The organism is Streptomyces sp. NPDC000941 (genome assembly GCF_053599555.1).
Map to the genome: position 1 here is coordinate 1 of NZ_JBSFMM010000023.1, position 18,718 is coordinate 18,718.

The 18,718-nt window shown below is 70.6% G+C and carries 16 protein-coding genes and 1 riboswitch; of the genes, 6 read left to right on the plus strand and 10 right to left on the minus strand.

Annotation, left to right across the window (positions count from 1 at the left end; all coding sequences use genetic code 11):
* Window positions 1-47 precede the first annotated feature (47 nt).
* The 4 genes from ACWDSL_RS10455 to ACWDSL_RS10470 form a co-directional block, all read right to left on the minus strand.
* On the minus strand, window positions 48-185 hold the full coding sequence (locus ACWDSL_RS10455; RefSeq protein WP_450483721.1) for a SapB/AmfS family lanthipeptide: 138 nt from the start codon (window positions 183-185) through the stop codon (window positions 48-50).
* Window positions 186-274: 89 nt separating this feature from the next.
* Entirely contained in the window at window positions 275-2,977 is a 2,703-nt protein-coding gene (gene lanKC / locus ACWDSL_RS10460) for a class III lanthionine synthetase LanKC (RefSeq protein WP_450483723.1), read from the minus strand.
* A gap of 158 nt (window positions 2,978-3,135) precedes the next feature.
* Window positions 3,136-3,366 (minus strand): ferredoxin, encoded by a 231-nt coding sequence (locus tag ACWDSL_RS10465; protein ID WP_450483725.1) that lies wholly within the window; start codon window positions 3,364-3,366, stop codon window positions 3,136-3,138.
* Entirely contained in the window at window positions 3,366-4,832 is a 1,467-nt protein-coding gene (locus ACWDSL_RS10470) for an aldehyde dehydrogenase (RefSeq protein ID WP_450483727.1), read from the minus strand. The genes ACWDSL_RS10465 and ACWDSL_RS10470 overlap by 1 nt, the downstream gene beginning before the upstream one ends.
* 124 nt (window positions 4,833-4,956) lie before the next feature.
* Here ACWDSL_RS10470 and ACWDSL_RS10475 point away from each other — a divergent pair, with 124 nt between their 5' ends.
* The 4 genes from ACWDSL_RS10475 to ACWDSL_RS10490 all read left to right on the plus strand — a co-directional run bounded on the left by ACWDSL_RS10475 (window position 4,957) and on the right by ACWDSL_RS10490 (window position 9,544).
* Complete coding sequence (locus ACWDSL_RS10475; RefSeq protein WP_450483729.1) at window positions 4,957-6,057, plus strand: MBL fold metallo-hydrolase; 1,101 nt, start codon at window positions 4,957-4,959, stop codon at window positions 6,055-6,057.
* A gap of 156 nt (window positions 6,058-6,213) precedes the next feature.
* Entirely contained in the window at window positions 6,214-7,671 is a 1,458-nt protein-coding gene (locus tag ACWDSL_RS10480; RefSeq protein ID WP_450483731.1) for a cytochrome P450, read from the plus strand.
* Complete coding sequence (locus tag ACWDSL_RS10485) at window positions 7,653-8,795, plus strand: cytochrome P450 family protein (RefSeq protein WP_450483733.1); 1,143 nt, start codon at window positions 7,653-7,655, stop codon at window positions 8,793-8,795. The genes ACWDSL_RS10480 and ACWDSL_RS10485 overlap by 19 nt, the downstream gene beginning before the upstream one ends.
* A 233-nt stretch (window positions 8,796-9,028) precedes the next feature.
* Window positions 9,029-9,544, plus strand: a complete 516-nt coding sequence (locus ACWDSL_RS10490; protein WP_450483735.1) for a GNAT family N-acetyltransferase — start codon at window positions 9,029-9,031, stop codon at window positions 9,542-9,544.
* A gap of 62 nt (window positions 9,545-9,606) precedes the next feature.
* On the opposite strand, the gene ACWDSL_RS10495 is transcribed toward ACWDSL_RS10490, so the two are convergent.
* On the minus strand, window positions 9,607-10,596 hold the full coding sequence (locus ACWDSL_RS10495) for a helix-turn-helix transcriptional regulator (protein ID WP_450483737.1): 990 nt from the start codon (window positions 10,594-10,596) through the stop codon (window positions 9,607-9,609).
* Window positions 10,597-10,659: 63 nt separating this feature from the next.
* Here ACWDSL_RS10495 and ACWDSL_RS10500 point away from each other — a divergent pair, with 63 nt between their 5' ends.
* Window positions 10,660-11,412, plus strand: coding sequence for an alpha/beta fold hydrolase (locus ACWDSL_RS10500; RefSeq protein WP_450483739.1), 753 nt, complete (start codon window positions 10,660-10,662; stop codon window positions 11,410-11,412).
* Window positions 11,413-11,478: 66 nt separating this feature from the next.
* Here ACWDSL_RS10500 and ACWDSL_RS10505 read toward each other — a convergent pair whose 3' ends face one another.
* The 4 genes from ACWDSL_RS10505 to ACWDSL_RS10520 form a co-directional block, all read right to left on the minus strand.
* Window positions 11,479-12,327 (minus strand): class I SAM-dependent methyltransferase, encoded by an 849-nt coding sequence (locus ACWDSL_RS10505; RefSeq protein WP_450483741.1) that lies wholly within the window; start codon window positions 12,325-12,327, stop codon window positions 11,479-11,481.
* An 80-nt stretch (window positions 12,328-12,407) separates the two neighbouring features.
* A complete protein-coding gene (locus ACWDSL_RS10510; RefSeq protein WP_450483743.1) occupies window positions 12,408-13,031 on the minus strand; it encodes an RraA family protein in 624 nt (207 codons plus the stop codon).
* A gap of 93 nt (window positions 13,032-13,124) precedes the next feature.
* Window positions 13,125-15,353: an LppP/LprE family lipoprotein gene (locus ACWDSL_RS10515; RefSeq protein ID WP_450483745.1), complete on the minus strand. Its 2,229-nt coding sequence runs from the start codon at window positions 15,351-15,353 to the stop codon at window positions 13,125-13,127.
* A 64-nt stretch (window positions 15,354-15,417) separates the two neighbouring features.
* Complete coding sequence (locus ACWDSL_RS10520; protein ID WP_450483747.1) at window positions 15,418-16,791, minus strand: hypothetical protein; 1,374 nt, start codon at window positions 16,789-16,791, stop codon at window positions 15,418-15,420.
* Window positions 16,792-16,984: 193 nt separating this feature from the next.
* Here ACWDSL_RS10520 and ACWDSL_RS10525 point away from each other — a divergent pair, with 193 nt between their 5' ends.
* Window positions 16,985-17,707, plus strand: a complete 723-nt coding sequence (locus ACWDSL_RS10525; RefSeq protein ID WP_450483749.1) for a TetR/AcrR family transcriptional regulator — start codon at window positions 16,985-16,987, stop codon at window positions 17,705-17,707.
* Here ACWDSL_RS10525 and ACWDSL_RS10530 read toward each other — a convergent pair.
* The gene (locus tag ACWDSL_RS10530; RefSeq protein ID WP_450483751.1) at window positions 17,679-18,476 is read right to left on the minus strand and encodes a DUF5984 family protein; all 798 of its coding nucleotides are present in this window, start codon (window positions 18,474-18,476) and stop codon (window positions 17,679-17,681) included. The two genes, ACWDSL_RS10525 and ACWDSL_RS10530, sit on opposite strands and share 29 nt — an antisense overlap.
* A 61-nt stretch (window positions 18,477-18,537) precedes the next feature.
* Window positions 18,538-18,686: riboswitch (cobalamin riboswitch) on the plus strand.
* The last annotated feature ends 32 nt before the right edge of the window (window positions 18,687-18,718 follow it).

Below are 18,718 nucleotides of genomic sequence, written 5' to 3' on the forward strand. Positions count from 1 at the left end.
CCCGGCGGGTGATGCCGCCGGGACCGCGATGGTGCGGACCGGTCAGATCACAGGCACAGGAGGTTGCTGTGCGAGCTGTGCTTGTCACAGAGCAGCAGGCTCACGCTGCTCTCGCCGCCACCGCCACCGCCGCCGAAGTCCTCGGACTCCTCGGTCTCAAGCGTCTGAAGGTCGAGCAGTGTCATGGTCGTTCCTCTCTCTCAATATCCCTGGGGATGGGTTTTCTTGCGATTCCTTGCGTTTTCTTGCTGCGACCCCCTTGCGGGGGCCGGTCCTAGGGCCGCCGGAGCGGCGGCAGGAAGGGCAGGCCGACCGGTGCGGCGTGCGGCGGCGCGCAGGCCGCGCCGAGCGCGAGCAGGCAGCCCGCGGTTCCGGTGGCCAGATCCATCGAAAGGCGCATCATCTGCTCGCCGGGGAAGGCCAGTTGGCCCTGGTACGGCACGGCGTACCAGCCCAGGCCCGCGATCTGCGCGGCGAGCCGTTCGGGCGCGAGGTCCGGGGTGGTGGTGCGGGCGAGGTGCAGGACCATCCCGGCGCGGCCGTTGAACAGCCCCGGCTGGGCGTAGTAGCGCAGCGACGCCGCGGCCGCGATGCCGCCGCGTACCGCCTCGAAGTCGTCGTCGGCGCGGTGCGCGAGCCAGCTGTCGAGGACCATCCCGATCCCGACGCTTCCCGTGCCCAGGTACGGCATGCTGCGGAACCCCTCGTCGACGAGCAGGGTGCCGTGCCGGTCCCGGACGCAGCGGTCCAGGTCCTGGCGGAGCACGGTGGCGGCGAGGTCGAGCAGCGCCGGGTCTCCGGAGTGCTCGTACAGCCGCAGGAAGAGCAGCGCCGGGCCGGTCGCGCCGTGCAGCAGCCCGGCCCGCTTGCCGGTCAGCCGCGCCCCGGCTGCCCCGGCGGCCCTGGCTGCCCCTGCCGCCCCTGTTGCCCCGTCCAGCCGGTCGGCGAGCAGCCGCGCCGCTTCGTCGGCCCGCTCGCGCAGCCCCGCCTCGCCGGTCGCCCGGGCGAGGTGGTCCAGCGTCAGGCCGACGCCCGCGAGGCCACCGTGCAGATCCGGCGCAAGCCGCTGCCACTTCTCGTCGAGTACCCGCTCGACGATCTCCAGCGCGCGCTCGGTGTGGCCGAGCCGTTCCAGGACGTACGCCACGCCCGCCAGCCCGTCGTAGAAGCCGAGCGGGGTGCCGCGCGGGGGCGGGGCGGTGTGCTCGAGCAGCCACTCCTCCCCCGCCTCGAACCGCCCGGCGCCGGTCCGGTCGAGCACGTGGAGCACACCCGCCGCGCCGTGCGCCACCCCGAGCCCGCCGCCGTCGGCGAACTGGCCGATGTCGCCCGGGAAGAGCCGGTCGTCGCGCTCGGGCGTGGCCGAGGCGCGGATGGCGCGGGCCATCGAGTCTCGGCTGCGGGGCCAGTCCGCGGGGTCCACGGGCACGTACGAACCGCCGCCGCGGCCCGTCGCCCCCGTGGACCCTGCCGCCCCCGTCGTCCCCGTCGTCCCCGCCGTACCCGTCGTCCCCGCGGCGATCACCTCCACCGCCTCGTCCAGGAAGGCCCGGTCCACCGGGAACTGCCCGGCCGCCACCTCCGCCAGATGCGCCGCCTTCCCGCGGTCCACCACCAGCAGCGTGGTCATCGGTACGAAGAGGGCGAGCCGTAGACACGCGAGGGCGTAGCGGTCCACCTCGAAGCCGCGGCGGTCGAGCGGGGCGACGAAGCCGGGGTGGGCGATGGCCTGCCGCCGCCCCTCGCCGATATGTGCGGCCGCCTCGAAGTCCAGCAGCATCACGGACAACTCGTCAGGGCTGACCATGATGTTGAACATGTGCAGGTCGTTGAAGACCACCCCGCGCCCATGGACCGCGGCGACGGCCTCCTCGACCGCGCTGTGGATCCGCAGCGCCCAGCGGGTGTACTCGGCGACCGCGGCCGGATCCGGCTCGGCGGCCAGCAGCGGATGGCGCTGCGCGAAGAAGGAGTTGAGGGTGCGGCCCGCGATGTGGTCCATCACCAGGAAGCGGTGGTCGCCGAGGGTGAACCAGTCGCGTACCTCGGGCGCCACGCCAAGACCCGACAGCCGCTCCAGCGCGGCCTTCTCCCGCTCCAGGCGGGTGACGGCGTCCGCCCCGTCGGAGGCGAGCCCGGCGTACGGGCGGGCCTCTTTGAGGACCACCTTCGCGCCGGTGCGGGTGTCCGTCCCCACATAGACCCCGCCGCCGTTGGAGAAGTGCAGGGCCTTCTCGATGCGGTACGGGAGGTCGGCGACCGTGGTGGCGTTGCGGGCGGCCAGCTGCGGCGCGAGGAAGTCGGGCAGCGTCACCCACTCGGGGACGTGGAAGGCGGGGTCGCGGCGGTCCGGGACGAGCCTGCCGGACGGGTCCTCGATGGCGGGCACCAGCGTGCCGCCGGCGCCGGAGCCATCGGCATCAGCCGCGTCGTCGACGCAGAAGCGCTGCGCGAAGCCGCCGTATCGCACATACAGCGGGCCTTCCTGCCAGCGCAGATCGGTCAGGATGTACGGACCGGGCTCGCCCGCCAGCAGCTCGCCCAATTCATGGAGAATGGTGTGGAGTTCTGCCTCGCCGGCCGGGTAGATGGTGGCGAACTTCCCACTGGAGCCGCGTCCCGCGTATTTGGAATTGCGCAGGTGCAGCGCATGCGCGGTGGGCACGAATTTAAAAGGTATTTCCCGTGGAACGCAGTAGTCCCAGACCTTGGCCGCGGTCTTTTCCGCATTGTCGAGACAGGCCGAGACATGGACCTTCCAGCCCTGGTTCGGCCGGCCCGGCCGAGGGGTCCCATCCTCCCGTACGGGGTTGACGTGCAGCCAGTCCCCGGAGACGAAGGTCTCCCACCCCTCGGGGGCGGCCCGCTGGGCGGCCTCGTAGCGGGATCCGGAATCCCCGGCATCGGCGGACAGTCGGTCCGGGGTCTCATAGAAATATCTGTCGGCAAGACAGAAGACCTCATACCTCTTGTCCATCGCGTCCCCCTCGGCGTGATGGGCTAGACATTTCCACGCCACCACCGAGGGGGAACAGTCACATCCGTCATGAAGAGACCGTGCAATACGCATGAGTAAGTTCGATGAACTGAAGTTCGAAACTGTGAACTACAGTTCGACACTACGGTTCGACATTACTACTCGTCCGGGGGGAATACCTGCTCGCCGCCGATGAGCCGGATGGCGATGGCCTCGACCGGGCATCCCTCGGCCGCCGCCAGCACCGCCTCCGACGCGTCCGTCTCCGCCGCGACCGGATGCGACTGCCGGGCCCCGTCGAGCCGGAACCCGCCGGGCGCGAAGCCCACACACAGCCCCGAGCCGATGCAGACGTCGCGGTCCACCTCGACATGCCAGCGATCGCCCATCAGCCCTGCTCCCCGTCCCAGCCCTGCGGCAGATGGATCATCTTGTGCTCCAGGAACGAGGAGAAGCCCTCGGGCCCGAACTCCCGCCCCAGACCGGAGTTCTTGTAGCCGCCGAACGGCCCGAGCATGTCGAGGCTGAAGGTGTTGACGGAGTACGTACCGGTGCGGATCCGCCGCGCGATCTCGATGCCGTGCGCCACGTCCGCGGTCCATACGCTGCCGGACAGGCCGTAGTCGGAGTCGTCGGCGATGCGCACCGCCTCCTCCTCGTCCCCGTACGGCAGCAGGCAGATCACCGGTCCGAAGATCTCCTCGCGGGCGATGCGCATACCGTTGTCGACGTCGCCGAACAGCGTCGGCTCGACGTACCAGCCCTTCTCCTGGGCCGCTGGGCGCCCGCCGCCCGTCAGCACCTTGGCGCCCTCCCGCTGCCCGGTGGCGATGTAGTCGAGCGACCGCTGCTGCTGGCGCCGCGCCACCAGCGGGCCGACCTGGGTCGCGGGGTCCAGCGGGTCGCCGACGACCAGGGCCGAGGCGGCGGCGGCGAAGCGGTCGGCGATCTCGTCGTAGTGGCCGCGCGGGGCGAGGATACGGGTCTGGGCGACGCACGCCTGGCCGTTGTTCATCCACGCGTTGGGCACGATCCCGGCGACCGCCGCGTCCAGGTCGGCGTCGGGCAGGATCACCGCGGCGGACTTCCCGCCCAGCTCCAGCGTCACCCGGGTCAGATTGCGCGAGGCGACCTCCATGACCCGCTTGCCGCCCGCGACCGAGCCGGTGAAGGACACCTTGTCCACGCCCGGGTGCCCGACCAGGTACTCGCTGACCTCGCGGTCCGCCGGGAGGATCGACAGCACCCCCTCCGGCAGCCCGGCCTCGGCGACGATCTCCGCCAGGATGTAGGAGTCCAGCGGGGTCTCGGGCGACGGCTTGAGGATCACCGAACACCCGGCCAGCAGCGCGGGCGCCAGCTTCGCCGCCGCCGTGAACTGCGGAACGTTCCACGGCACCACCGCCGCGACCACCCCGACCGGCTCGCGCCGCACCAGCAGCGGCCCCAGGACCCCGGCCCGCCGCTCCTCGAAGACGAAGTCGCGCGCCACCGTGATCGCGGAGTCCCACACCATCAGCGCGCCGAGCGCCTGGCCCAGCACGCTCCAGGAGTACGGAGAGCCGTTCTGCGCGCTGATGGCCTTGGCGATCTCCTCGTGGCGGACGGCGACGGCGTCCTTGATACGGGTGACGACCGCGATCCGCTCCTCCAGCGACGCCCGGGCCCAGGGCCCCTGCTCGAAGGCGGTGCGCGCCGCCGCGACCGCCCGGTCCACGTCCTCGCGCGAGGCGTGCGGCACCCGACCGATGACCGCCTCGGTGTGCGGCGAGACGACCTCGATCACATCCGTGCCGGCCGGATCGGCCAACGCGCCGCCGATGAAGAGCTGTCCGTGCTCGATGAGGTCGCTCATCGCCGGGCCTCCCGCCGCTCGTCTGGATCTGACGCTGCATCAGAACTGATACCAGTTCTAGTTATAGTGGGCAATGCTTGCGATGCTTGCGTTGCTCGCAGCAGCGGTCTGAGAGGGGGCGTCCATGACGGGGGCAGAGGCAGCGGGACCAACAGGAGCGGCAGCAGAGGTGACGGACCACGGCGGCGGGGTGTGGAGCATCCCGGTCCCCATCCCGGACAACCCCCTCGGCCACACCCTCGTCCACCTCCTGGACACCGACCGCGGCCCGGTCCTCGTCGACACCGGCTGGGACGACCCGACGGCCTGGGACACCCTCACCGCCGGCCTCGCCGCCTGCGGCACCTCCGTTTCCGACGTCCACGGCGTCCTCATCACCCACCACCACCCCGACCACCACGGGCTGTCCGCCCAGGTGCGCGAGGCTTCCGGCGCGTGGATCGCCATGCACGCCGCCGACGCCGAGGTCGTACGCCGCACCCGCGAGGCCGAGCCCACCCGCTGGCTCGACTACCTCGCCGTGAAGCTCGCCGCCGCCGGAGCCCCCGAGGAACACCTCGCCCCGCTCCGCGCCGCCCGCGCGTCCGGCGGCAGAGGCGCCCTCCCCGGCAGGCGCGCCGCCCAGCCCGACCGCCACCTCACCCCCGGGGAACTCCTCGATCTGCCCGGCCGCCGGCTGCGCGCCATCTGGACCCCGGGCCACACCCCCGGCCACGTCTGTCTGCACCTCGAAGAGGCCCATCCGGCGGCCGGTGAAGGCCTGGCCAGTGAGGGCCTGACCGGCCATGGCCGACTGTTCTCGGGCGACCATCTGCTCCCCGAGATCAGCCCGCATATCGGCCTGTACGAGGACCCCGACGACACCACCGTCACCGACCCCCTCGGCGACTACCTGGACTCCCTGAGACGCATCGCCGCCCTCGACCCGGCCGAAGTGTTCCCCGCCCATCAGTACGCCTTCACCGACGCCCCGGGCCGGGTCCGGGCGCTGCTGCGCCACCACGAGGAGCGCCTGGCCGGGCTGCGCGCCCTGCTGCTCGGAGCGCCGCTGACGCCTTGGCAGTTGGCCGAGTCCATGCAGTGGAACCGCCCCTGGGCCGAGATCCCGTACGGATCGCGCAACATCGCGGTCTCGGAGGCCGAGGCGCATCTGCGCCGCTTGGTGAAGCAGGGCCGGGCGGAGCCGGTGCCGGGCACGGACCCGGTGGCGTACCAGGCGGTTTGAGTCTCGCTCAGGGGTGGAGGCACCGGTGATCCGCAGCTAGCCTTACCCCGCCCGGTCGGGCCGTACGGCGTGGTTGCCGTACGGAATCGAGCCGCGCCCACCCCCCGCCATGACGCTGTCATGCCCTGTTCATCCCAGCACCATCCAGGAGTACGTGTGCCGACCTCCACCCCTGACTCCGGTCCGACCCCGCCCCCCGGCTGCCCCGCCCACACCGGGCAGGGCCGGGCACCGGGGCTGCCCGAGTCGCTGTACGGCGCCGAGTTCGCCGAAAACCCGTCCGCCGTCTATGCGCGGCTGCGCGCGTACGGGCCCGTCGCGCCCGTGGAGATCTCCCCCGGCGTCCACGCCTCGCTCGTCACCAGCTACTCCACCGCCCTGGAGGTCATGCGCAACACCGAGACCTTCCCCAGGGACCCGCGCCGCTGGGAAGCGCTCAACAACGGCACGATCCCCATGGACAGCCCCGTCGTGCCGATGATGATGTACCGGCCCAACCCCATGTACACCGACGGCGAGGAGCACGACCGGTACCGCGGCGCGGTCTCCGACACCCTCAACCGGCTGAACCCGCACGCCCTGCGCACCTACGTCGAGGAGAGCGCCGACCTGCTCATCGACCTCTTCGGTCCCGAGGGCGAGGCCGAACTGCTCAGCGAGTACTGCGCCCGGCTGCCGCTGCTGGTCTTCAACCAGCTCTTCGGCTGCCCGCCCGAGCTGAGCGAGAAGCTGGTCAAGGGCATGGCCTCGCTGCTGGACGCGGGCGAGGACGCGGTGGAGGCCAACAACGTCCTCATCGAGACCATGCTCGCGCTGATCACCCTGAAGCGGCGCGAGCCCGGCGCGGACATCACCTCCTGGCTGCTGGCCCATCCCGCCCGGCTCAACGACGAGGAGATGATCAGTCAGCTGATCCTCCTCACGGGCGGCGGTGTCGAGCCCGTGAAGAACCTGATCTGCAACGCGCTGCGGCTGCTGCTGTCCGACGACCGGTTCGCGGGCGATCTGTCGGGCGGCACCATGCCGGTCGACGAAGCGCTCGACGAGGCGCTGTGGACCGATCCGCCGCTCGCCAACTACGCCACCCACTTCCCGGTCCGCGACGTCACCATCGCCGGACACCGGGTGGGCAAGGGCACCCCCGTCCTCATCAGCATGGCCGCCGCCAACAACGATCCCCAGCTGATCTCCGACCGCCGCGGCAACCGCGCCCATCTGGCGTTCGGCGCGGGCCCGCACGCCTGCCCCGCGAAGGACCCGGCGCGGATCATCGCCTCCACCGCCGTCGAGAAGCTTCTCGACCGTGTCCCGGACATCGAGTTGGCTGTCGACGCCGATCAACTGCTGTGGCGCCCGGGCCCATTTCACCGTGCTTTGGTCGCTCTGCCTGTGCGTTTCCCGCCGGTGGCCGCCAAGTACGATGCGACGGGCGCCGCCGTGAACGACCCGACCACGGGAGACAACGCATGGAGCAGCAGCCCAGATCCCTCGACCACAGCCCCCTTGTCCTCGACCCCCAGGGGCGCGACGTCCACGGGGAGGGGGCCCGGCTCCGGGAGCGCGGCCCAGCGACCCTGGTGGAACTCCCTGATCACGTGGTGGCGTGGGCGATAACCGACCCCACCCTCCTCAAGCAGCTGGTCACCGACCCGCGCGTCTCCAAGGACCCCCGGCAGCACTGGCCGAAGTTCATCAACGGTGAGATCCCCGCGACCTGGCCCCTGATCGCCTGGGTCGCGGTGGAGAACATGTTCACCGCGTACGGCGCCGACCACACCCGGCTGCGCAGGCTCGTCGCCAAGGCCTTCACCGGCCGCCGCACCGCCGCCCTGCGCCCCCGTATCGAGCACCTGGTATCCCGTTTCCTCGACGACATCGCAGCCCTCGCAGCCGGCGGGCCCGACACCGCGGTCGACCTCAAGGCGGCGTACTGCCACCCGATCCCCATAGAGGTCATCTGCGAACTGCTCGGTGTCCCCGAGGGCGAGATGCGCGAGCGCGAGCTGGAATTCGTCAGCACCTTCTTCCGTACGAACGCGGCGCCCGAGGAGGCCGACGCCGCCTACCAGGGCCACCAGGCGCTGCTGCGCGAACTGGTCGCGCTCAAGCGGCACTCGCCGGGTGACGACATCACCAGCGACCTCATCGCCGTCCGTGACGAGGACGGTTCGCACCTCAACGAGCAGGAACTCGCCGACACCGTCGGCGTGTTGATCGCCGGGGGGTTCGAGACCACCGTCCAGCTGCTCGGCAACGCCGTCCACGCCATGCTGACCCACCCCGACCAGCTCGCCCTGGTCCGCTCGGGCCAGGCCTCCTGGGACGACGTGATCGAGGAGACCCTGCGCGCCCAGCCGCCGCTGGTCAATGTGCCGCTGCGGTACGCCGTCGAGGACATCGGGCTCGAGGGCGTCACCATCAAGCAGGGCGACGCGATCATCCTCTCCCTGACCGCCGTCAACCGCCACCCCGAGGTAAACGGCGAGGACGCCGACCGCTTCGACATCACCCGTGCCGTCAAGGAGCACCTGGCCTTCGGCCACGGCGTCCACTACTGCCTGGGCGCCCCGCTGGCCCGCCTCGAAGCCCGTATCGCCCTCCCGGCGCTCTTCGACCGCTTCCCGGAGCTCCGACTCGCGGTCCCCGCACAGGATCTCCGCCCCGTGCCCACCCTCATCTCCAACGGCCACCAGGCCCTTCCGGTGCGCCTGAGCGGGGAAGCGGAGCTGACGGGCTGACAGCACGTCCGCGTCCGTCGCGGCCGTGGCTGCCACAGCCATGGCCGTCACGGACGCGGGAAGGCGCGCAGCTCGGACGCGGTTGCTACGATCACACCGACGCGAGAGACGCGTGATCACGTCACGAGGAGGTTGATGAATATGGCCGCCGTCGGCCCTCATCGGCATGTCCTCGTCCGGCCCGCGCCGTAGCGGAGCGCGGCCCGGGTCGTTCCAACAACCAGGAGTGACACGTGTCTTCCACTCTCTCGACTTCTCACGACGATCTGACCACCGACCGCCTCGTCCTTCAGCGGTGGAGCATCATCGAGGCCGCCGCGGTCATCGACAACACCAGGTCGGCGTACTGGGCGGACGACTTCCCCGCCGACGGCGACCGGGTGATCGCGAACCTCTTCGAGCAGCACCCGGACTGGCTCGGCGCATACGGCCACCGCCTGATCATCGAGCGTGACAGCGGCTTGACGGTGGGCTCGCTCGGCCTGTTCTGGCCGCCCAGCGAGGGAATCCTCGAAATCGGATACGGCATCGTGGCCTCCCGCCGCGGCCGGGGCTACGCCACCGAGGCCACCCGGGCCCTGGCGGAGTTCGCCCTCACCGCGCCGGATGTGCACACCGTCTCCGCCGCCGTGGAGCTGCCGAACCCGTCGTCCCTCCGTGTGCTGGAGAAGGCGGGCTTCCACCATGTGGCCACCGAGGAGGACGTGGCCCGGTTCAGGCTCACGAAGCCCGACCTCGACCGGCAGTGACCCGGTAGGGCGCGGTGGGGCCGGCGGCATGCCGTCGGCCGTCGGCCCCACCGCGGCCGCGGTCAGCCGTCCGCATCGGCACAGTCGGCGAGCCGGCGGGCCAGGGCGCGTACGTGGTCACGTAGCGCGTCCGGATGCTCGATCGCGAACGGAAGGTCCAGCCAGGCGAGCACGGAGGCGACCCAGTCCAGCCGCTCGGCGCGCAACAGGATCCGTACCCACCTGACGTCCTCCCCCGCCTCGGGGTCGGCCGGGAGTTCCCGTACGGTGGCGATCCCGGCCGGGAGCCGGGAGCGGACCTGCTCGGCGGTGCCCCGGACCCGCAGCGACACCTCGTGCAGATACGGCACCTCGGCGAGCCCGGACAGCACCCGGTCCGTCGCGTCGAACCCCACGGGCACCTCGTACGACCCCGGCAGCTCCGTCGCCGCCTCGATCCGGTCCAGCCGGAACGTACGCACCTCGCCGCTGGCCGAGTCCGCCCCCGTCACATACCAGCGCCCGGAGTGGGCGACGATCCCGTACGGGTGCACGGTGCGCTCGCTGCGCCGCCCGCTCCAGGCGGTGTAGGTGAGTGCGATCGGCCGGCGGTGCCGCACGGCCTCCGCGAGCTTCAGCAGCACGCCCGTCTCCGGGGTGGTCACGGGGCGGGCCGGGGCGGTGAAGTCGGCGGTGGCCAGCAGCGCGTCCAGACGGCGGCCAAGCGCCTCGGGCAGCACCCGGCGCACCTTGGCGGCGGCGCTCTCCGTCGCCGCGACGGACGTGGTCACAAGACCGGCCCGGCGGCCGGCGACCAGGCCGAGCAGGACGGCCAGCGCCTCCTCGTCGGTGAGCATCAGCGGCGGCATCCGGTAGCCGGGGGCGAGCCGGTAGCCCCCGTACCGGCCACGCACCGACCGGACCGGGACGTCCAGGTCGATCAGGTGGTCGACGTAGCGCCGGACGGTGCGCTCGTCCACGCCGAGCCGGTCGGCCAGGTCGGCGACGGTGCGGGTGCCGCCGGTCTGAAGGATCTCCAGCAGGGCGAGCACTCGGGCGGTCGGTCGGGTCATGCGCAAAAGTCTCCCGCGTATACCGGGCGGATCCTGTCCGGTATCCCTCCTAGCGTGTGGGCCATGGCAACTTACGTACTGCTCCCCGGGCTCTGGCTCGGGGCCTGGGCCTGGCGCCCGGTGACAGCCGAGCTGCGCCGCCGCGGGCACGACGTCCACCCGCTCAGCCTGACCGGCCTGGCCGAGCGCGCACACCTGGCCCGGCCCGACACCGGCCTGGAGACGCACATCACCGATGTGCTCAACCTGATCCGCTACGAGGACCTGCACGATGTGGTGCTGGTCGGGCACAGCTACGCCGGTTCGGTGGTGATCCCGAGCGTGGCGGACCGGATGCCGGAACGGATCGCTCAGCTGGTGTTCATCGACAGCGGGCCGCTGCCGGACGGGATGTCCCAAGCGCAGTTCTCCCCGCCCGAGGACCAGGCGCGCAACGCCGAACTGGTACGCACCGCGGGGCACGGCTGGCAACTGCCACCGCCGCCATGGGAGGAGCTGGCCGCCAAGGCGCCCGAACCGCCCGCGCTCCCCGACGGCACGTACGAGCGCCTGGCCCGGCTGTCGACACCACAGCCCTGGGCCACCGTCACCACCCCGGTCCGGCTGACCGGCGCCTGGGAGAAGCTGCCGCGGCTGCACGTACTGTGCAGCTTCGGGATCGAACAGGTCCACGCGATGGCCGCCACCGTCCCCGCCTTCCGGCACATGGCGGACGACGGCTGGACCCACCGGGACCTGCCCGGCTGGCACTGGCCGATGTTCGACCAGCCCGCCGAGCTGGCGGCGGTCCTGGACGAGGCTGCCGAGGCGCACTGAAGCGCCGAAGCGGCCGTACGCCGAGACGGTTGGCGCCCGGTCCTGCTACAGCACCGGGCTGTTTGATCACAGCTCAGTCGGGTCTCTCCACCAGACGAACACCTCGGTGCTCGGCCGGCGTTCGGAGAACCGGCCCGACGGGGAGGCCTCGCGGAGGAGGCGGCGCAGATCCGCCTCGAAGTCGTCGAGGCGCGAGCCGAACAGATGCGGAGCGGAGAACGACATGGAGAACACCCCCGCGACCGCGTCGTCCCACGTACGCACCAGCGCCTGCCCGCCGGGGACGACAAGGCGCTGAGGGCCGGAGAATCCCGCCCGGGCGAACACCGCCGCCTCACCGCCGGGCGTCCCCTGCGGCAGCAGCCCCTGGCCGGCCCGTCGGACCGGCCCCAGGTAGCGCCTGACCAGCTCGTCCATCGCGGCGTAGGGCACGGGCGGGTGGGGAAGGCCGTCGGTGGTTCGGGGCTCGTTCTTCAAGTCCGAGATGTGTACGAGCGCCCCGCCGGGGCGGAGCATGCCCCTGATGGTTGCCGCGACCAGGTCGCGATCCATCCAGTGGAAGGACTGGGCGAAGGTCGCGACGGTGAAGGTGCCAAGGCCCGCGGGCAGTTCCTCGGCGCGCGCCCGCACCCACCGCGTCTTGTCGGCGACTCCCGCCAGCGCGGCCTCGCGCCCGGCTTCGTCGATCATCCCGCTGTCCGGGTCCACGCCGACGACCTCATGGAACAGCCGCGCCAGGCTCAGGGCGACGATGCCTGGGCCGCATCCCACATCGATGAGCCGGCCCCGTCCGTCGAGTTGAAGTGCCTCGGCGAGCGCGTCCGCCAGCCCGGGGGCGTACGGGAGCCTCCCGCGCTGGTAGTAGGCGGCCGTGCCCGAGAACAGCGTGTCGTCCCACTTCCAGCCCGCGGCCATGCCCTCACCCTTACGTTTCGCAGAGAACGAAGGACAGAGAACAGGAATACCTGTCTACTAGGCACCCGGTTTTCTGTGACTCAGTCCTCGAAGCCGTTGTCGCTCAGGATCTTGTCGATACGGGCGCGGTGCGCCGCCTCCCACGCGTCGAGGGATTCGTCGGCCTCCTTGGCCAACTTCGCCTGCGCGGCGAGCCGCACCTCCTCTTGGCGGGCGCGGGGAGTGACCACGATGCCCTCCTCATCGGCCACCACGATGTCACCGGCGTTCACCTCGACACCGCCGCACCGGACCTGGACATTGAGCGGCTGAGCCGCCGCCTTGGTGCCCGGGATGGGGATGACTCCCCTGGCGAAGACGGGGAAGCCCATCTCGCGCACCTCGCCGATGTCGCGTATCACTCCGTCGAGCACGAACGCCGCGATACCGCGGCGCCGCGCGACGGCGCAGACGTTTCCTCCGGCGAGGGCGTAATCCACGTCTCCCGACTCGACGACGATGACCGAGCCGGGCTCCGCACGGTGGATGGCGGCGTGGAGCATGAGGTTGTCGCCGGGAGGGCACCGCACGGTGAACGCGGGGCCGGCGATGCGCGGCGTCGGGGACCAGAGCGGGCCGATGCCGATGTCCATGACCTGGCCGCGGCCCAGGATGTCGGCGAGGGTGGTCGGGGGGACGTTCTCGAAGCCGGTGGCATCGGTCATGCTCTGCCTTCTTCCATCTGCTGCCATGGACGAGGGGGTCCGGCGGACCACCCTCGCCCATGATCGCCCATGGCGGTGGCTATATGACGGCGGTCAGCGGACCGGCTCGTTGTGCCGCTCGAAGCCCGGCAGGGACGGGGGGACGGCGAGCGCTCCGTCGCTCCAGCCGACCTGGTAGCGGGCGGTGCCACCCGAGGGGCAGCAGTTCGGATCGCTGTCGTTGTAGATGGGGCGGGCGAGCGTCACCGTCTTGCCGTCCTGCGCCTCGACCGCCATCGCCCCTGGTCCGTTCGCCTGGCCCACGAACCGGTTTCCGTGGAAGAAGAACACGGCCGCGCAGTTCCCGTCGTAGCTGCCGGTGCACATCCCCCTGACGGCGCGCAGCGGGCCGGGGAGAGCGCCGAGCGCATCGGCCGTGAGGTCGGGGGTGTGGCTGGTGTTCTCGATGAGCCTCAGCGCGGCCGTAGCGTCCAACTGGTCCTGATCACCCTGCGGTTGCGCGGTGCAGCCGACGAAGGAGATCAGCCCGGCCGGGGGCTTCGTCCCGCGGAGGGTTTCGCAGTCACGGAGCCAGTCGGGGTCGTACGGGTCGTCCATGACGGGCAGCAGATGAACACCCGGGAGGAAGTGGCGGGCGTTGCGCTTGAAGACGCTGATCGTCACGGAGTCCGAGTGCGGTGTGTCGGACCAGACGACGGCCGCCCACCCGGGCCAGCACTTCGTCGCGCCCAGATCCACGTTGGCGACGTTGCCGGTGACGGCTGCGACTTCCCTGGTCATCCACGCCTGGGAGGGGCAGGCCACCGCCTTGTTGACGTCGATCTTCTTCGCCTTGGCCTTGACTTCGCCCGGGGCGGATTCCCAGAGCGTACGCGGTTTGGTCACGGGAAACCCCACGTTGATGTCACGACCTCCAGGGGGTATACCGAGCAGGAGACCCGCATCACCAGGTTTGATACTGGCCCCGACCACTAGCTCCTGAAAGTGTCTGACCTTGGCTGAGTCGTTCTTGACATCGATCTTTCCTTCGACAGGCCAGGCGTAGTCGACATAGACGGAGCCGACCAAGAAGTCGATGACGGGGCTCACCTTTAGTTTTACGCGAGCGCCGACCTTCGCCTTCGCCGTGAGATCGGCTACCCCGACCAGCTTGGCCGTGGCCTTCGGAGGCCAGCCGGTGGCGTCGGCCGTAGGCTTCCGGGTCAGGCTCAGCCGCGCATTTCCCTGAAGGTCCACGGGGCTCTCGATTTCCAGCTTTGCTCCGACCGATCCCTTGATCTTCACATTGAGAAACGCAACCAATTCGGGATCCAGGGTGAAAGGCCCGACCCTGAGAAGCTTCACGGGGATGGAGCGCAGGGTCAGCGCGGGAAACTCTTGGTCGTAGATGCACTGTGCGCCCGCCGGAGTACCGACCGTCAGCTTGTACTTCTGCTGCATCTGGAGGTCCACCTTGCTCCAGACGCCCTCCCGCTTGTTCCACCCGAACGTCGAGCCTGCCATGCCGAATTGCATCTGGCTGTGCTCGAATCTGATGAGCGGCATCCCGTTCCCGCATTTCAGATTCTGGCCGAACTTCCCTTTCCCCTGCCAGGTGTCGACCCTGATGGAGAGCTCGGACTGGCTATCGGGCTCGGGGCTGGAGGAGGCAGCCGCCGCAGGCATCCGATAGGCCGCCGGCTGCATCGCGTCCTTTGTCCCGCTCGAGGGGTCCTCGACCCGCAGCACGGCCTTGGGCATCGCCTGCTGAAGCGTGACGTCCTTGGTCCGGACGACGATCCGGTCCTTCTCCCGGGTCACCCCGCGCACCTCGCGCACCAGCCCCTGCGGCGTCCGCTCGCTCTCCGGCGCGACGATGAAAGCGCCCTTCTTCAGTTTGCGCGCCTGCGCCGAGCCCGCGGCGAAGACCAGCTCCGACTTGCCGGGGCGCTTGAGGAGTCCGGAGTCGGCGGAGTCCGGGGCACTCAGGACCGTGGTCTTCTCGGAGAGGGCCACGGCGTAATCGATCACCGCCCGCTCGGTCTCACCGCTGCCCACCGTCCAGGTCGTGGTCTCGTCCGCCGTGTAGTAGATATTTCCCTTCGCATGGCCCGCCTTCGCCGTGATGCGGTAATCACCGGGATCGACGGAGAACGTCTTGTCGCTCGTCAGCTCTTCACTGAACCCGTTCGCCCCGCTGATATGGAGGGTGAAACGCGCCTTGGCCGGAAGGCCCGTGACCTTGACGGCCAGTTTTCCCGGCCGATTGGCCGCCATCTGCCACGCGGTGAGCAGGCCGGCCGAGACGGCCAGCGCGATCCCGGCCGACAGCAAGATACGCAACGACCGCCTGCGCGGCCACCATTTCGACATTCGATGCCCCCGATGTGCTCTGCTCGCGCGCCTGCTACTGGAAATCGCCGGTCTGGAAGTTTCCGCGGAGCACGAAGTCGTCCCCCACCCCCTGCGGAAGCGGCCCCAGCTCCTCCGGCTCCCCGGGCGACGTCAAGCTGGCCCGATACAGCTTGATGCCGCCGTCGTCCAGAGTGTCTTCCGATGCGATGTAGAGATATTGACGATCCGCGGACATGGCCACGGAAAGAATCGTGTTATCCGTCTCGGGGGCGATCTCCGCCTTCACCCGGGCCTCCAGCGGGCCGTCGGGCTTTTTCCCCAGCTCGCTCGCGTCGGCCCGGACGGAGAAGAAGGTGTCGGACGCCCCCTCGCAGAGGATGTCGTCGGCGTTGATCCAGGCCACGGGGTCGCAGTCGCGTACGTCGTCGCCGTCGCGCACGACCATCTGGTCGGTGGGGTCACCGAAGGCCGTGTCGTCGTCGAGCCGGTCCATCTGGGGTGCCAGGAGATCGAGGTCGAACCCGTCGTACGAGTCGATGCCGTCGATGATGGTGCCGGGAGAGACAGCGAACTTCCCGCTCGGGTGGATGAGGCGCGGACAGGTGACGGCCGCCGAGTTCACCGGGCGGTAGAAGCCGTCGTTCCCGGATCGCTCGTCATGGCACGCCTTGCTGATCGGGTGCCGGGAGAGGCTGCCGTTCTCATCCGCCGAGTAGTACGCCTGCTCGTCCCGCAGGAACCACAGCGATCCGTCCGGGGCGAATCCAGGGAACTCGTCGGAGTGTGTCTCCGGGCTGTAGCCCCCTTTCCGCGCGGCCTGGGTGATGTCCGTGAACTCCCCCGTGGCCAGGTCAAGCCACCCCACATGCGACGAGGTGAGGGCGCCCGCCTCGTCCGTGACCACCTCGACCGCGACGCGCCGCCCATCCGGCGAGACCGGGCTGACCCCCAAGTCCGCCGCGCTCTTGCCGTACTGCTGCTTCCCGCAGAGGCTGCGTACGAACGCCCGGTCCGCGTCCCCCTCCTCGGCGATCTCGGCGAGCCGGGACAACAGCGGCTCCTCGGAGTACGTGGCGACCCGCTTGCTGAACGTGTCGTCGAAGGCCGCGACGTGCTCACCCTTGCCGTCGTCGTCATCCCAGCAGATCACCGGCCCGGTGGCCGAGGCCACACGGGAGAGGTCCCTCATCGCCCCGGCGAACCCGGATCCCGCCGCCTCCCCTGAATCCCCTGAATCCCCCGCATCCCCCGAATTCGCCGCGCCCGCCCCCGACTTGCGCCCGCCGCCGTCCGAGACGCCGGATCGCCCGCCGCCCTTCCCCGAGTCGTCGGACGCGCCGCACGCGGTCACGCCTCCCACCGCGAGAACGGTCGCCGCCGCCACCGCGGCCCACCCGCGTACCCCGGCCACATACGCCTTGCTCACCCAGCTCTCCGCCTTCCCCCAAGCGTGACTGCTCTTAGAAACGAGAATAGTATTAACCATGCGACGCACCTTCACGGCAAGTCGGTTGCCCAGTACGTCCGACCGCCGATGAAGGATCATTGGGGCGCACCCGACCACGACCAAGGAGGCGACGGTGTCCGGCACAGACCGAGACGGGGGCGGAGGCGCGCGCATGGCAGGGCTGACCCGGCGGGAGCGGCTACGCGCGGAGCTCGAGCGCGACGCCAAGGCCGCCGCACGCCGGATCACCGCCGCGGAGGGCGTCGAAGGTCTCACCGTGGCCGCCGTGGCCCGCAGCGTCGGCGTGACCTCACCCGCCCTCTACCGCTACTTCGAGGGCAGGGACGGGCTCATCCGCGCCGTCTACGACGATGTGATGGCGGAGTTCATGCAGGTGGTCGCGGCGGCGGTGGAACGGCAGGACCCCGACGACATCAGCGCCCGGCTGCACGCCGCCACCCGGGCCGTATTCGACTGGTCAGTGGGCAATCCGGCGGAGTTCAACCTGCTCATGGGCGCCGCCTACCCCATGGCGGCCGCCGCGTCCGCCGACGACATCCCGCACGCCATATTGCGTGATCTGGGCGGGATGTACGGGCAGCTCTTCACCCGGCTGTGGCGCGAGCAGCAGCTCGCCCACCCGTCCGACGACGAGATCGACCCGGTCCTGGCGCGGCAGTTGCGGACGTACCGCGAGGCCATGGGCATCGAAGTCCCCATCGGTGTCGCGCTCCTGATGATCACCTGCTGGCGCCAGATCTACGGCATGCTCTGCCTGGCCGTCTACAGCCACATGTCCTACGCCCTGGATGACCCGGTGCCGCTGTTCGAGGACATGATGGACCGTCTCCTCGGCATCCTCGGCCTCACCCGCAGTCCTCGCCTGGTGATCTGAGAAGCGGTGATCTGAGGAGCGCCGCCGCGCCCGCCCGTACGGCGGCCCAGTCGGTGGCGTACGCATACCGCCGCGCCCGCTCCAGCCACCCCGCCCGGTCCCGGTGCTGGCCGCGCAGCTGCTCCAGGTCGAGCTCGACCCCCGGCGGCGGCCCCGCCGCCTCCAACTCGCCGATCCGCCGCTCCATCGCCTCCAGCAGCGCGCGGTCGAGCTCGGTCACGGCGGCGACGAAGGCGCTGGTCGGCACGGTGACCAGGCCCGTGGCCGGGCCGGCGAACTCGATCTCGCCCTCGGGGTCGGGCTGGTGCGCCCAGCTGACGTTCACAACGTCCTCCCCCGCGACCGTCCGCCAGCAGCGGATGTACGGCTCGACGCGCAGATATCCCATGTTCAGAGTGCGATCGCCGTGCCACCCCGCCGCGGTCTCGGCCTCCGGGGTGTCCTCCCAGTACCAGTCGGAGGAGTCACTGGCCACGAAGTCGGCCAGGTCCTCGGGCACGGGCTCCAGCGCCGCCGGCAGCAGCGCGAGCAGGTCCTCCCACAGCCGGACCACGTAGTAGTCCACGTACGGATGGGACGGCCCCCCGTCACCCCGTAGCTGCCGCACCGTGCGCTCCGAGTACCGCAGCAGCTCATGCTCGCCGAGGTCGATCACGTACCAGCCGTCGGTCAGCCCGAACCAGTGCAGTACGGGGTGCTCGGGCCGCCCCCACGGCCGTACCTCGGCCAAGGGGGTCAGACCGAAGCGGAACCGGATGTCCTGATCCATACGGAGAGTATGGGCCCGCCCCGCAGCCCGCCCTCAAGGGCCCGACCGCCGTGGAACGTCCCGGTTCGGCGCCGGATAAGGTATCCGTGAAAACTTCATCCGCGTCCGATCGGGGGAAGCCGGTGAGAACCCGGCGCTGACCCGCAACCGTGAGTACGGGCTGCGTACCGCAGCGCGTACGAGCCGGAGCACCTGATCTGGCGCACCGCAGGCTCCCGCCGTCGGCCCGCCCGGCGGCGGCA